General features: G+C 30.4%; 16 protein-coding genes. 5 read left to right on the top strand and 11 right to left on the bottom strand.

All coding sequences use genetic code 11. From position 1 onward, the window contains the following. The first annotated feature begins 28 nt into the window (after positions 1-28). Positions 29-502: a hypothetical protein gene (locus tag LEBU_RS09995; protein ID WP_015770213.1), complete on the top strand. Its 474-nt coding sequence runs from the start codon at positions 29-31 to the stop codon at positions 500-502. Positions 503-546: 44 nt separating this feature from the next. Then, entirely contained in the window at positions 547-1746 is a 1200-nt protein-coding gene (locus LEBU_RS09990) for a GspE/PulE family protein (RefSeq protein ID WP_015770212.1), read from the top strand. A gap of 194 nt (positions 1747-1940) precedes the next feature. On the opposite strand, the gene LEBU_RS09985 is transcribed toward LEBU_RS09990, so the two are convergent. From LEBU_RS09985 to infA, 11 genes are all read right to left on the bottom strand, one after another. Next, positions 1941-2438 (bottom strand): ferritin, encoded by a 498-nt coding sequence (locus LEBU_RS09985; RefSeq protein WP_015770211.1) that lies wholly within the window; start codon positions 2436-2438, stop codon positions 1941-1943. Positions 2439-2467: 29 nt separating this feature from the next. After that, entirely contained in the window at positions 2468-2884 is a 417-nt protein-coding gene (locus tag LEBU_RS09980; protein ID WP_015770210.1) for a Fur family transcriptional regulator, read from the bottom strand. Positions 2885-3191: 307 nt separating this feature from the next. Further along, positions 3192-4892 (bottom strand): sensor histidine kinase, encoded by a 1701-nt coding sequence (locus LEBU_RS09975; RefSeq protein ID WP_015770209.1) that lies wholly within the window; start codon positions 4890-4892, stop codon positions 3192-3194. A 1-nt stretch (position 4893) separates the two neighbouring features. Beyond that, complete coding sequence (locus LEBU_RS09970) at positions 4894-6507, bottom strand: subtype B tannase (RefSeq protein WP_015770208.1); 1614 nt, start codon at positions 6505-6507, stop codon at positions 4894-4896. 487 nt (positions 6508-6994) lie between these two features. Then, positions 6995-7369 (bottom strand): 50S ribosomal protein L17, encoded by a 375-nt coding sequence (gene rplQ / locus LEBU_RS09965; protein WP_015770207.1) that lies wholly within the window; start codon positions 7367-7369, stop codon positions 6995-6997. A gap of 59 nt (positions 7370-7428) precedes the next feature. After that, the gene (locus LEBU_RS09960; protein WP_015770206.1) at positions 7429-8403 is read right to left on the bottom strand and encodes a DNA-directed RNA polymerase subunit alpha; all 975 of its coding nucleotides are present in this window, start codon (positions 8401-8403) and stop codon (positions 7429-7431) included. A gap of 30 nt (positions 8404-8433) precedes the next feature. Continuing rightward, entirely contained in the window at positions 8434-9021 is a 588-nt protein-coding gene (gene rpsD, locus LEBU_RS09955; protein WP_006805848.1) for a 30S ribosomal protein S4, read from the bottom strand. Between the two features lie 28 nt (positions 9022-9049). Then, positions 9050-9439: a 30S ribosomal protein S11 gene (gene rpsK / locus LEBU_RS09950; protein WP_015770205.1), complete on the bottom strand. Its 390-nt coding sequence runs from the start codon at positions 9437-9439 to the stop codon at positions 9050-9052. A 31-nt stretch (positions 9440-9470) separates the two neighbouring features. Beyond that, a complete protein-coding gene (gene rpsM, locus LEBU_RS09945; protein WP_006805850.1) occupies positions 9471-9836 on the bottom strand; it encodes a 30S ribosomal protein S13 in 366 nt (121 codons plus the stop codon). Positions 9837-10041: 205 nt separating this feature from the next. Beyond that, positions 10042-10155, bottom strand: coding sequence for a 50S ribosomal protein L36 (rpmJ, locus tag LEBU_RS09940; RefSeq protein WP_015770204.1), 114 nt, complete (start codon positions 10153-10155; stop codon positions 10042-10044). Between the two features lie 21 nt (positions 10156-10176). Further along, complete coding sequence (gene infA / locus LEBU_RS09935) at positions 10177-10395, bottom strand: translation initiation factor IF-1 (RefSeq protein WP_006805851.1); 219 nt, start codon at positions 10393-10395, stop codon at positions 10177-10179. Positions 10396-10653: 258 nt separating this feature from the next. On the opposite strand from infA, the gene yqeK reads away from it, so the two are divergent. From yqeK to smpB, 3 genes are all read left to right on the top strand, one after another. Beyond that, entirely contained in the window at positions 10654-11232 is a 579-nt protein-coding gene (yqeK, locus tag LEBU_RS09930) for a bis(5'-nucleosyl)-tetraphosphatase (symmetrical) YqeK (protein ID WP_015770203.1), read from the top strand. A 91-nt stretch (positions 11233-11323) separates the two neighbouring features. After that, positions 11324-13609 carry a ribonuclease R gene (gene rnr / locus LEBU_RS09925; protein WP_015770202.1) on the top strand — a complete coding sequence of 762 codons (2286 nt, stop codon included), beginning with the start codon at positions 11324-11326 and terminating at the stop codon, positions 13607-13609. A 26-nt stretch (positions 13610-13635) separates the two neighbouring features. After that, on the top strand, positions 13636-14094 hold the full coding sequence (gene smpB / locus LEBU_RS09920; protein WP_015770201.1) for an SsrA-binding protein SmpB: 459 nt from the start codon (positions 13636-13638) through the stop codon (positions 14092-14094). The last annotated feature ends 89 nt before the right edge of the window (positions 14095-14183 follow it).

The following is a 14183-nucleotide window of genomic DNA, read 5'->3' as shown; positions in this document are numbered from 1 at the left end:
ATAAAAATAAAAATTGGAAGGAGTTTTTATGGCAAAAGTAATAAATCCTAATTCAGTTAGCAATATGGATTTAATAAATGCAAAGGCACAAGCTAAAATGCAGCAAATCGTACAAAAAATTGGAAAAGGAAAAAGAAAAGTCAATGTTACATTTTCAAAAATGTCAAGAAGCTATTTGGTAAGATTAATTGAAGAAATGAGAAAAATGATGAGCCAATATGAAAAACAGTTACCAAATGTATTTAGCTTCTTCAAGTATTTTGAAAATGAAGTCAAAATTACAAAGGAAAATAAAAAGGAAAAAAATAAAACAGTAAAACTTTCTTATGAAGAAGTTGACTTTTTTAAATTGCAATTAAAAGAAACATTAAAAGGAATTGACGCTCAAAGAGCTGCTTTAAAATGGTATAACTTAATAAAAAAAGCATTGTTTAAAACGTTGAAAAAACAGACAGAAGTAGTTTTGGAAGAATTTAACAATGGAAGCGTTAAAAAGAAATAAATTAAGAAATTAAATGGAAAAAATGGGAAGGGAAATTGAGGACAATGAATAATAAAATAAATGAAAAAGTGAACATTAAAGAATTTACAGATAATAGAAAAAATAATACATTATCCAATAATGTTATTGCTTATGTGAACGAAATAATAAAAGCTGGTCTTGCAGAACATGCCAGCGACATTCACATAAAATTTGACCTGCTGGAAGGCATGGAAATAAAATACCGAATTGACGGTTATCTTGCAGAAAGTCAAAAATTATACGAAGCTGTAAATAAAAAATTATTGGAAAAAAATATTACAGAAATTATTGCAAGAATAAAAATTTTATCAGAAATGAATGTTGCAGAGAAAAGAAAGCCGCAAGATGGTAGCTTTTCTTTTTTATTGAGTTCCAATAAACGTTACGACATAAGAGCCGCCTATATGCCTACAATTGGCGGAGAAAGCATAGTTTTACGTATTCTGGAAAACTATCTTGAAAATATAAATCTTGAAACTTTAGGATTTTCTTCTCAAAGTGTTCAAATGCTCAATGAAATTATGGCTAGAAAATATGGCTTAGTTTTAGTCAGCGGTCCTACAGGTTCAGGAAAATCTACAACGTTAAAATCTTTAATAGAACTGGTAAATGACGGAAGGAAAAAAATTATCACAGTTGAAGATCCTGTCGAGAGTAAAATAGACGGAATTATTCAGATACAGGTAAATCAAGGAATTGGAGTTACTTTTCCAGAAGTTCTGAAAGCTACACTAAGAAACGATCCTGACATTATTGTAATTTCAGAAATCCGTGATGAAATAACAGCTGAAATTGCAGTAAGAGCCGCTTTAACAGGACATTTAGTAATTTCTACAATTCATACAAATGATGCAGTTTCCACATTAATCAGACTAGTGGATATGGGAATCCCCAAATATTTAATTTTAGATTCATTAATTGGAGTAATTGGACAAAGATTGGTTGGAAAGATATGTCAAAAATGTTTAGGAAACGGATGTGAAAATTGTTCAAACGGTTACAGCGGCAGAATTTCGATAAATGAAGTACTTGTGTTAAATCAGGATGTAAGAAATGTATTAAAAATGGATAATCATCTCGGTTCAGAAAGTAAAGAAAAACTAAAATTGCTAAATCAAAAAAATGAGAATCAGAAATGCTTTATTGATTTTATGGAAGATGCTGATGAAAAAATTGAAAAAGGATTGATATTTGAAAAAGAAAAAGTAAATATTATTTTTTAAGAAATTTTTGGAATAAAAAAAGACCTATTACTAAGTCTAAAGATAATTTTTAGTTGATAGGTCATTTTTTTGCTTTTTGGCTTTGTAATATATATGGGGATCAAAAAGAAATAAAAAATAGCTAAATACTTTTATCGTGCCCTCCTAGCGTGCATACTTAGCCATTTTTGAAAAACCACTTTATATTTTTTTACTTATTCTCTTGTTCCCATTTCTTTATCCAATAAATATAGTGTAGCACTATTGTTATCAACATCTAAAGAAACAATTTTATCAATTAATTTTTGAGCTTGTTCTTCTTCTTCTTCCTGTTCTTCAGCAAATTCATTTAAGAATACTTCAGCCCCATAATCTCCCAATTCTCTTGCAAGTTTGTGAATATTTTCAATAGACGCTGTTACAGCTTCTTCATGTGCAAGTGCAGCTTCAAATACTTCTTTAACAGATGTAAAATCCATTTTAGGCTTATCCAATGCAAAAAATTCAATTTTTCCATTTCTTTTTAATACATAGTTATAGAATTTTCTTGAATGTTCAACTTCTTCTTTTGCTTGGTTATCCATCCATTTTGCAAACCCGTCCAAAGCTCTTTCATCAAAATATGCTGCCATAGCCTGATATTGATAAGATGCTGCCAATTCCATATTTATTTGATTGTTTAATAATACTTCTAATTCTTTATTCAGTTTCATATTTTTCTCCAATTTTTTATTTTAAATTTTTAATTTTGTTTTTCTAAACATTTTTCACAAGTACCTTTTAAATAAAAATGTGTTTCATCAATTTCCACATCGCCTAATTTTGACAAATCTAATTTTGATAAATCTATATCAAAATCAGTTATTTCTCCACACGTTTTGCATTTAAAATGTCCATGATCTGCCGTCACTATATCATATCTTACTTCATTTTCTTCGATAATGATTTCTTGAATAATATTACTGCTTACAAATATATTCAGCGTGTTATACACTGTAGTTTTAGACAGAGTTGGCATTTCAGGGGATAAATTTTGAAAAATATCGTCAACTGTAGGATGTGTATGATGATCTAGTAGATATTGAAATATTTTCATTCTCTGTACTGAGGGTTTTATTCCATTTTTCTTTAAGTATTCACCAACATTCTCTATATGCATTTTTCCTCCTTATTCTGTTTGATTTTAATTTATACTCAAACTCTGTGATAAATAAAATATTTAAACTAAATATATTGTTTGAGTAATTATAGTATAAATTTTAAAATTTTTACTATCGCTACTTACCTTTGTACCCATTTCAATTTTATACCTTTTTCTAAGTTTTGTCAACATATTTATTTATTTTTAGTATCAAAATTTATATTTTTTAAGTTTGTATTTGAAATAATTTTATCACAAATCATAATATAGTGCAATTTTAAAAAACTGAACTTTTCTGTTAAATAAAATTTTTTATTCAATATTTTTATAAAACATTAGAAACAGGGATTAAAAATGTAAAAACTGTTTTAACATTCGGCTCGCTTTCTACAGAAATTTCAATATTATGCCGTAATGCAATTTCTTTTGCAATTGCAAGTCCGAGTCCCATTCCATTCTTATTTTCTTCTGTGTTTGATTTATGATAACGTTTAAATATTTCTCCAATATTTTCAGGATTTATTCCTTTTCCATTATCTTCAATTTTAAGTTCGTATGTGCTGTCTTTTTTTCGTAAACAAATATTAATTTTTTGATTTTCCTTGGAAAATTTTATCGCATTATCCAGAACAATTATTATCATTTGCCGAATTCTCTGATAATCCCCAGTAAAAAGATAACTTTCTATTTCATTATTATTTTCAACTATAAAATTAATTTTTATATTTTTTTTAGTCGAAATCTGTTTCATGCTTCTAACCGCATCATTTACAATTTCAAATAAATTTATTGTACTTTTGTCAATGGAAAAATCTGTATTTTGAAGTTTTGTCAAATCTATCAAATCATTAACCAGCCTTTGCAAATGAATACTGTCGGACAAAATTTGTTCATTGTACTCTTTTAACTGCTCAGGCTCACTTATAATTCCATCACAAATTGCTTCCATTGAACCACGAATTACTGTTATTGGCGTTCGTAACTCGTGAGAAATATTTGCAATAAAGTTCTGCCGCATTTTTTCAAAACGTTCACTTTCCTTGGAACTTTTATCCAGCTGAAGTGCCAATTTATCAATACTTTTTGCAAGTTCCCCAATTTCATCGCTCTGATTCACATCTGTTACCACTTCATAATTTCCCTGTGCCAATTTAATCGTAGCATCGCGAATTTTGTTAAGAGGCTTTGTAAAACTTATAGAAAGCCACACAGCACTGATACTCGCAAGAATAAGAGCTGCAAGAATACTAAAAATTAAAGTGTAAATTCCGCTTTTAAGAGCTGAAGACATATATTTTACTGGAGAATGAAGCAGCACTACTCCTTCAATTGTTTCAGCATTTTTTATTGGAACTGCTATAGTAATTGAATTTTCATTCAAAAGCTCGTTAAAATTTTCTGTTGTAGTCGTTTCGCCAGCGATTGCCTTTTTTATCGTTTCTTCTGCATTTGGTGGTAATTTTAAATATGAGAACGGCTGTCCTTTTTCATTTCTTCCCTGCACAATATTTCCTGTTTTTGCATCTACAATCCACACTTCTGCCATCGCGATGTTTTCTATCATTCTCATACTTTTAAAAATTTTTACATTATTATCTTTTTCATCAACGAGCCTGTGTTTATGAAAATTATTTTTTTCATTATCATTATTTTTATTCTCTTCTCGTATATTTTCGATAACATTGTTTTCAAATACTTTTCCATTTATATTTCCCACAATTTTAGGTTTTTCTCGCCTAAATGACTTTTCAGGAGGTGGCGGCGTATTTTGTTCCCTATCTTTATTCTCAGGATTGCCATTTTCGACTTCAAACCATATTTTTGAAAGAGTCGTTGCAATCTTGTAAGCCCTTTCCTCCAAGTTTTTCTTATGCAGGCTCACAGTATTCTGAATATAAATATATCCAAAAATACTCCCAATTACAATCGAAAATAGCAAAAGCGACAACCCAAAATATGAAAGCAGCTTTATAAATATTTTGTTTTTAAATTTTATCCCTTTAAATTTTTTATTTCCTATTTTCACACTATCTTCCTTCTGCTACAACTTTATCCATCCATCTAAACAATTCATCCAAATCATAATCTCCAGAATGCGGAGTTGCCCAAGGCGATGCGAAATCAACGTTTTTACCAAGATTTTGCAACTTTATGGCAAGTATTGCAGGTATTGCAAGTGAAGTATCCTTATCAACCGCACCATGTCTTATTCTCCAGTATTTTACTTTTGTATTTGACAAATAATTCATCGGATTCATCATTTTTATTATTTTTTTATCAGCCATTGTTCCATTTACTGTTGAATGTTTCAACATATATTCTGTAAAATGTTTATTATTTGTAGTTTCATCTCCAAACTCATTGTTTTCTCCAGTTGATAAATCCACATTGTCAAAGGCTCCAGGTGTTTTTTGTCTTCCCATATAAACTATATATTTATCATAATCCAAATCTACAACTTTACCATTTTTTATTGTTAAAAATTCAAACTCTGACAAATCAGTTCCTTTTTTCAAAGCTACATTTGCTGAATCAATATAATATTGCTTTATTTGTTCCTTAAAACTTCCATTCCCATTTTTATCTAATGTCAAAAGTTTCCCATTTTTACCTTTTAATTTTAAACTATTTAAATAGGCAGGAAACATTTTCTTCAAGTCATTTGAACGTGAAATTTCATCATCAGTCAATGTACCTTCGGTATATTTTCTTTCCACATTGTAATCTAACATTGAAATCTCTATCTTTTTATACGTTTTTATATTGTTAAACATCCACTCGTAAGCTGTATTTGCATTATCCAAGTTAGTTATTGGGCAATAAGCTGACACAGCATAAATATCGTCTCTTGCGTTCAATGCTCCAATTTCCTTTAGATATGGCTCATAATCTGTATTATTTCCAGTTGCACCAAGTAAAGCTGAAACACCTCCTCCAGCACTTGTCCCATTGGAAATAATTCTATCTGCTCTTCCTGGCATTTTATTATCATTATATCGTAAATATCTCACAGCCGCCTTTAAATCTAGAATCACAGCAGGTGCCTTTCCTGTGTATTTCCCATCTTTTTCCAAAGTTCTACCTCTAGCTCCAGGACTTGCCACAACATATCCATTTGATAATGCGATTAGTGAAGCATCAGGCTGTCCATCTCTTCCATTTCCGGGTATTCCAGCTGCTCCAGGCATATATCCTCCAACTGTATTGGGGAAAAATATTGGTGCAGTTCTCGCATTATATTTTCCAACAGTCTTATTTTTAAAATATTCTTCAGGAATATAAATATTTATAGTTTGATAAGCAATATCAGCAGGCTTTGCCACATAAACTATATTTTCATAAGCACGATAAGTAACTGTTTTCCCATTAACAGTAGCTGTCTTAGTTGTATAGTTTTTATTTACATCAAAATTCAAGTTATATCCATTAGCAGTTTTATTAACTATCATATCTTCAGTTATCACAGTTTTTTTCATAGGTCCTTCCATTTGCTGCGGTTTTTTTTCTGAATCTTTTCCATTATTTTGAATATCCTTTTGACTTGCAGAAACGTTTGTATTAACTTTTTTATCACTATTTGCTCCTATTACCATTGATGAAACCATTAAACTAATTATCATTAATTTTATTTTATTATTCATATATAACTCCTTTTCACATAATTTAGTACTAACCTCCATTTAAATAATGAATTTATTACAAACTTTTCCAACAAAGGATAAGAACCTAGTATTTCAAAATAATTAAAATATAATTTTTTGTTTTAATAAACCGACGGAGCTTTTATTTGTTCAACTACGACTGTTTGACGACTATAAGGAGGAGTTTCGGAGTTGGGCAAATAAAAGTCGTAGTCTAGCCATAGGTGCAGGATTTACGGCAATGAGCAATCCTGCGAAAAAAAAAAACTAATAAAAATAGTAAAAATCGGTATTAAATAAAATAATCTAATACTAAATCCCATTATAAAATAGAAACTATGTTAAGGACCAAAAGTTTTAATTCCTTACTAAAATAGTATGTAATTCAAAATTTATTAAACCTTCGCTATTTAAACGGGGAATAGTATAAATATATAAAAAAGGACATAAGTAATAAAACCTATGCCTTTCAGATATTTATAAAATATTATACTAATTCAATAATTGCCAATTCAGCTGAATCTCCACGTCTAACATCAGTTTTGATGATTCTTGTGTAACCACCATTTCTTTCAGCGTATTTAGGTGCAATTTCATTAAAGATTTTTGCAACTGCTCCTTCGTTTCTTAAAAATGCGAAAGCCTGTCTTCTCAAATGCACTCTTCTTGCCGCATCAGTTGAATTATTATATTTTTTCCCTAAAGTAATTGCTTTTTCAGCGAATTTTCTTAATTCTTTAGCACGTGTTACAGTTGTTTCAATTTGCTCATGTTCCACTAAAGAAATTGTCATATTTTTAAGCATAGCTAATCTGTGATCAGTTCTTCTACCTAATTTTCTGTATGATTTATTATGATTCATTTTCCCTCCTCATTTAGAATTTTATTTTAAGTCTAGTTTAAATATTTTATTTATCTTGATTATTCATCGTTACTCGAAGTATCGCCTAAATCATAACCAAGTTCTTTCATTTTATCGATAATTTCATTTAGTGATTTTTTCCCTAAATTCTTAATTTTCAATAATTCATTATAAGTCATTGAAGTTAAATCTGAAATTGTATTTACTCCCGCTTTTTTCAAGCAGTTATAAGAACGTACTGTAAAGTCTAATTCTTCTATTTTCATATCTTCAATATTATTTTCATTTTCTTCAGCTGTTACTGTTAATTCATCTTCACTATCTCGGTATTTACTCATACTGTTTCCAATATTTGTAAATGGCTCTAAATGCCAAGTCAATAATTCTACTGCATAAGATAAAGCATCTTTTATTTCGATACTTCCATCTGTTGCAATTTCTAAAATTAACTTGTCATAATTTGTAACACGTCCAACCATTGTATCTTCAACACTATAGTTTACTCTTTTGATAGGTGTATAAATCGCATCAACTGCTAAATATCCTATTGGCCATCCATCAGTATTAATTTCATCAGAAACTACAAATCCTTCTCCAGAATCAACAAGAAATTCTATGTCAATTTGTTTATCAGTTGTAACAGTCATAATAACTTGTTCAGGATTTATAATTTTTAATCCAGGTTCTACATGAATATCTGCTGCTGTAATTACAGCTGGTCCTTTTACTGAAAGCGTCATTTTCTTTTCACCAGGCTCGTCAGATTCAACTACTATTTCCTTCACATTTAAAATAATATCTGTAACTGCTTCTTTTACACCTTCTATTGTAGAAAATTCATTTAATACACCTTCAATTTTAATTCCTTTTATTGCAGTTCCTGGAATTGATGATAACAATATTCTTCTAAGTGCATTTCCAATAGTATTTCCATATCCTCTATACAGAGGCTCTAGTGTGTACTTTGCTGTATAATTATCTTCTTTTTCTTCAGTTAATCTTACATTTTTAGCTATTTTTTCAATATTTAACAAGCTAATTCATCTCCTCCGATTAAAATATTATTATCTAGAGTAGAACTCGATAATCATCGCTTCGTCAACTTCAAAGTCAACTGCATCTCTTCCTGGATTTTCTAACACTTTAGCTGTCAAAGCTCCTTCTTCAAGTGATAACCATCCTGGAACTGTTTTTTGTCCAACAGATTCTTTAATTAAAGCTAATTCTTTAGAATCTTCCTTAACTGTAATTACATCACCTTGCTTTACTCTGTATGATGCAATGTTTACTCTTTTTCCATTAATTAAAATATGTCCATGACTTACGATTTGTCTTGCTTGTCTTCTTGTAGCACCAAATCCTAATCTGTAAATTACGTTATCTAATCTTCTTTCAAGATATTGAAGTAAAAGTTCCCCTGTTACTCCTTCTTTTCTTGTTGCTTCTTCGTATAATTTATAGAATTGTTTTTCCATTACTCCATAAACGAATTTTACTTTTTGTTTTTCTCTTTGTTGTGTTCCGTATTCAGTTAATTTTCTATTTGCATTTGGTCTAATATTTCTATTTGATTTTTTGTTTACCCCTAAAACAATAGGATCTAAACCAAGATTTCTACATCTTTTTAACACAGGCTGTCTATCTCTTGCCATTTATCTTTTTCCTCCTTAGTTTATAAAATTACGGTCTTCTCTTTTTAGGTGGTCTTGCACCATTATGAGGTACTGGAGTTATATCAACTATTCTTGTTACTTCTAATCCAGTAGCCTGTATTGATCTTATAGAAGCTTCTCTTCCAGATCCAGGTCCTTTTATTTTGATTTCGATTTGTTTCATTCCGTTTTCAATTGCAACTTGAGCTGCTTGTTCAGCCGCTATTTGAGCTGCGAATGGAGTTCCTTTTTTAGTTCCTTTGAACCCTGAAGTCCCTCCTGATTTCCAGATTACTACTTTACCTTCTGAATCTGTTATAGTAACAACAGTATTATTAAAAGTAGAATGTATATATGCGATTCCATTAGGAATATTTTTTAATTTTTTCTTTTTTGAAGTTGCTGGTCTTTTTGCCACTTACGGTTTCCTCCTTTAACTTAATAGTCTATTATTTTTTCTTAGCAATTGCCATTCTAACTGGCCCTTTTCTAGTTCTTGCATTTGTTTTAGTTTTTTGTCCTCTTACAGGTAATCCATTTCTATGTCTTAATCCTCTGTAACTCTTAATGTCAAGTAGACGTTTGATGTTAAGTCTAATTTCTTTTCTTAACTCACCTTCAATTTTGTACTCTTCCACGGCAGCTCTTAATTTTGCTACTTGTTCTTCTGTCAAATCTTTTACTCTTGTATCTCTGTCGATACCAGTTGCTCCTAAAATTTTGTTTGAAGTGCTTCTACCAATTCCAAAAATGTAAGTCAAAGAAACTTCTACTCTTTTATTTCTTGGAATATCTACTCCTGCTATTCTAGCCAAATTTTTTCCTCCTCGTTTTGATATTTTTAATCTTCTTCAATATGCCCTCACATAAACAATATAAGGAATAAGCCCTACAGCTAAACATACCTTTACAATCTTTATTTCAATATCCATAGTATTTTGTTTTTTATCTATAACATATTTTAATAAAAATGTTTTTAGGTTTATTAATCTGTTTTTTAAAATAAAAAATATTTTAAAATTATCCTTGTATTTGTTTGTGTTTAGGGTTTTCGCATATTACTCTTACTTTTCCGTGACGTTTAACGATTTTACATTTGTCACAAATAGGTTTTACTGAAGCTTTTACTTTCACTAAAAACCCTCCTTCCAACTGTTATTTTTTTCTATATACAATTCTACCTCTTGATAAGTCATATGGAGAGACCTCCACTGTAACTTTATCCCCTGGTAAAATTTTTATATAGTTCATTCTCATTTTTCCTGAGATATGTCCTAAAACTTCGTGTCCATTTTCAAGCCTTACTTGAAACATCGCATTTGGTAATGCTTCAATGATTTCACCTTCCAGCTCAAGAACATCCTGTTTTGCCATAAATAATCACCTCGGATCCTTTCTATTATAACAAAAAAGTAAATAAATGTCCAGTTTTTTCAATATTTAATTTTCATCAAATTACTAAAAAATAACTACATTTCTTTATTTACCCTATCATAATACAGTATTTATCCTATTTTGTCAATTGTTTTATTTTTATCTGTTTCCCCCAAATACCTTTCTTGTCTTTTTTTCTACGGTGTAGTATAATAATAGCACTGATACAGATATTTATTTTTAAGTAAGGGGAAAACTATGATAGATATAAAGAAAATAAAGAAAAATGTAAGAAGTTATTTGGATGAAAAAAGATACAATCATGTGGAAAGAGTTGTAAAATGTGCTGTAGAATTGGCACAAATATATAACGCACCTGTGGAAAAAGTGGAAGCTTCGGCTTGGCTTCATGATGTGGCAAAATTTTTTGATTTGTCAGTTATGATTGACTTGACGAAGGGAAAATATCCTGAAGTGGAAGATAAAATGTCAAAATCTACAGCAGTTTTGCATGGATTTGCAGGAGCGGAATTTGTACGTCAAAATTATGAATTATTTGGAATTGATGATGAGGAAATTCTAGATGGTGTGAAATATCATACAATCGGAAGTGAAAATATGAGCACTCTTGCAAAAATAGTCTATCTTGCTGATGCAATTGAAGAGGCGAGAAGCTGGGAAGGTGTGGAAACTGCTAGAGATTTGGCTAAAATAGATTTGGACAAGGCGATAAAATTTGAAATTGAAGAAAAATTGAAATATTTACTTTCAAAAGATTCGATTATTCATCCAAATGTTATAAAATTTCGAAATTCATTGATAGCTAATCAAATTTAAATTTTTAGAAAGAAAATAAAAAAGAAAAATAGAACTCAATCTAAAAATTTATTTGATAATTTTATAGTTCGGAAAAAACAAGAGGTGGAATATGGGAAATAAAAAAAAGAAAGAAAAACATAAAGATAAAAACAGTGAAAATAATTATAAAAATTTTCATAAAGAAAAAAAATTTAGCGGAAAAAATTATAATGCTAAAAAGGAAAATCAGAAAACTCAAAAGATGGAACTTAAAGAAGAGCAGGAATTAAAATATTTACGACAAGTTCTAGCCGAGTACGAGTTTACTTTTCAGGAAATATTGCAGCTTCTTGAATGGAGCCAGAAAAAACGGAAAATGTATAAGCAGCTTTTGAATGCGTGGGAAGAAAGTGGCGACATTTATTTGAAAAGAAATGGAAGATATACCTTGCCTGAGAAGGAAGGGTTTGTGAAGGGTGAAATTTCTATTTCTAGCGGAAATTTTGGATTTCTTGATATTAATGGAGAAGCTAGCGTCTTTATTCCAGGAGCCTATTTAAATACAGCTATGAACGGGGATACGGTTCTGGTACGTATTTTGAAGCAAAGTTCAGATGGAACTAAAAAACGTGAAGGTGAAGTCTATAAAGTTATAAAAAGAAACCGCAATGTTATCGTTGGAGTTTTTGAGAATAATTTGAGTTTTGGCTTTGTGCGTCCAAGAAATTCCCCAAAGGATATTTATATTCCTAAAAAATTAATAAGAGGAGCAAAAACTGGAGATTTAGTCGCTGTAAAAGTGGATTTTTGGGGAGATGAGGAAAGAAAGCCTGAAGGTGCAATTGTGAGTATTCTGGGCAGCCCTAAAGACACAGAAGCTCTTATTTCATCATTACTTCTGAATGAAGGAATTGAGGAGAAATTTCCAAATGAAGTGTTACAGGAACTGGACAAAATTGATGAAGATATTTCAGATGAGCTAAAAAATCGGAAAGATTTGCGACATCTTGATATTATTACAATTGACGGCTCTGATGCGAAAGATTTGGATGATGCGGTTTATGTGGAAAAAACAGAAGATGGGTATAAACTTTTTGTAAGTATTGCCGATGTTTCTTATTATGTAAGAGAAAATACAGAACTTGATATGGATGCGTTAAAACGTGGGAACTCGATTTATCTTGTAGACAGGGTAATTCCAATGTTGCCACGAAAATTGTCAAATAATCTTTGTTCACTTAATCCGAATGAGGATAAGCTAACTTTTACCGTAGAAATGGATTTGGACAAAAGAGGTAAGGTTGTGAAAAATGATTTTTATAAGTCGGTTATAAAATCCAAATACCGAATGACTTACGAAAATGTAAATACAATTTTGGAAAAAAATGAAGAATCTGAAGAATACAAAGTTCTTTATGACAAATATAGAAAAATTGATGAAATGCTAAAAAATATGCTGGAGCTATCTAAAATCATCAGAAACAACAAAAAGAGACGTGGGAGCATTGATTTTGAATTACCTGAGATAAAGGTAGTCTTAGATGAGAATAAAGCCGTAAAGGACATCGTATTGCGTTCTAGAGGGGAAGCAGAAAGAATTATTGAAGATTTTATGGTTATTGCAAATGAAACTGTGGCCGAAAAACTTTTCTGGGAAGAAATTCCAGCAATTTACAGAGTCCACGAAGATCCTGACAAGGCGAAAGTTCAGGCATTGAATGAAACTTTGATAAAATTTGGATATTCTCTAAAAGGATTGGAAGAAATACATCCTGGTAAATTTCAGAATATTATAGAAAGAACGACAGGACTGCCAGAAGGCTACCTGATTCACAAATTAATTTTACGGGCAATGCAGCGTGCAAGATATGCCAACAAAAATCTGGGACATTTTGGTCTTGCTTCTAAATATTATTTGCACTTTACATCACCGATACGTCGTTATTCTGACTTAATTGTTCACAGAATGCTTGGACGTTCGATTGAAAAATTTATGAATGAAAAGGAAAAGGCTAAATATGGAGCTAATTTTGAAGCGATTGCCTCAAGTATTTCGAGAACTGAAAGAGTAGCGGATAAACTGGAAGAAGACAGTGTAAAAATCAAGTTAATTGAATATATGCAGGATAAAATTGGACAAGTTTATATTGCTAGACTTAGCGGAATGAATAAAAATAAAATATTTATGGAGCTGGAAAATCACATAGAAGTGGTTTACAATGTTACAACAGCACGTGATAACTTTATTTATGATGAGGAAAACTTTAAAATTGTGGATAAAAGAAATAATGAGTCCTACACTATGGGAAGCACAATGAAAGTAAGCATTGTAAGTGCAAGTTATGCAAAAATGGAAATTGAGGTTATACCTTATGTAGAAGAAAAAGTAAAAATTGACGAAATTGAAGAAGAATAAAAAATAAAATAGCAAAAGGAGGGAAAATGCCAGTATTAGCCAGAAATAAAAAGGCTTTTCATGATTACTTCATAGAAGATAAGCTGGAAGCGGGTATTGAGCTTGTGGGAACGGAAGTAAAATCGGTAAAAGCTGGAAAAGTCAGCATAAAAGAAAGTTTTATAAGAATTATACGGGATGAAGTTTTTGTAATGAATATGCATATTACACCTTATGAATTTGGAAATATCAACAATGTAGCAGAATCTCGTGTGAGAAAATTACTTTTGAATAGACGTGAAATAAAAAAATGGAGCGAAAAAATTAAGGAACAGGGATATACTATTGTTCCGATTTCAGTTTATACAAAGCAAAGGCTTGTAAAAATGGAAATAGGGCTTGCAAAAGGTAAAAAGATGCACGATAAGAGAGAGTCGTTGAAAAGGAAAGATATTGAAAGAGATATGAAAAAAGTTCAGAAAAATTTTGGTAAATTTTCTCGATAATTCTAGAGCATATTTAAATTTTTTTTAACAGAATGAATGAAAACTAACCGATTCTAAAATTTTGAAAATAAATTTTTACTATGCCAAAA

Source organism: Leptotrichia buccalis C-1013-b (assembly GCF_000023905.1).
GTDB lineage: Bacteria > Fusobacteriota > Fusobacteriia > Fusobacteriales > Leptotrichiaceae > Leptotrichia > Leptotrichia buccalis.
This window is presented reverse-complemented; position numbering and strand designations above follow the sequence as displayed.

What these genes read in the sequence shown, in the direction of transcription:
- rnr (WP_015770202.1), top strand. Translation starts at nt 11,324, where the DNA reads ATGGGAAATAAAAAAAAGAAAGAAAAACATAAAGATAAAAACAGTGAA.
- rplQ (WP_015770207.1), bottom strand. Translation starts at nt 7,369, where the DNA reads ATGAATCATAATAAATCATACAGAAAATTAGGTAGAAGAACTGATCAC.
- rpsD (WP_006805848.1), bottom strand. Translation starts at nt 9,021, where the DNA reads ATGGCAAGAGATAGACAGCCTGTGTTAAAAAGATGTAGAAATCTTGGT.
- LEBU_RS09990 (WP_015770212.1), top strand. Translation starts at nt 547, where the DNA reads ATGAATAATAAAATAAATGAAAAAGTGAACATTAAAGAATTTACAGAT.
- LEBU_RS09985 (WP_015770211.1), bottom strand. Translation starts at nt 2,438, where the DNA reads ATGAAACTGAATAAAGAATTAGAAGTATTATTAAACAATCAAATAAAT.
- LEBU_RS09970 (WP_015770208.1), bottom strand. Translation starts at nt 6,507, where the DNA reads ATGAATAATAAAATAAAATTAATGATAATTAGTTTAATGGTTTCATCA.
- smpB (WP_015770201.1), top strand. Translation starts at nt 13,636, where the DNA reads ATGCCAGTATTAGCCAGAAATAAAAAGGCTTTTCATGATTACTTCATA.
- LEBU_RS09980 (WP_015770210.1), bottom strand. Translation starts at nt 2,884, where the DNA reads ATGCATATAGAGAATGTTGGTGAATACTTAAAGAAAAATGGAATAAAA.
- LEBU_RS09995 (WP_015770213.1), top strand. Translation starts at nt 29, where the DNA reads ATGGCAAAAGTAATAAATCCTAATTCAGTTAGCAATATGGATTTAATA.
- infA (WP_006805851.1), bottom strand. Translation starts at nt 10,395, where the DNA reads ATGGCAAAACAGGATGTTCTTGAGCTGGAAGGTGAAATCATTGAAGCA.
- yqeK (WP_015770203.1), top strand. Translation starts at nt 10,654, where the DNA reads ATGATAGATATAAAGAAAATAAAGAAAAATGTAAGAAGTTATTTGGAT.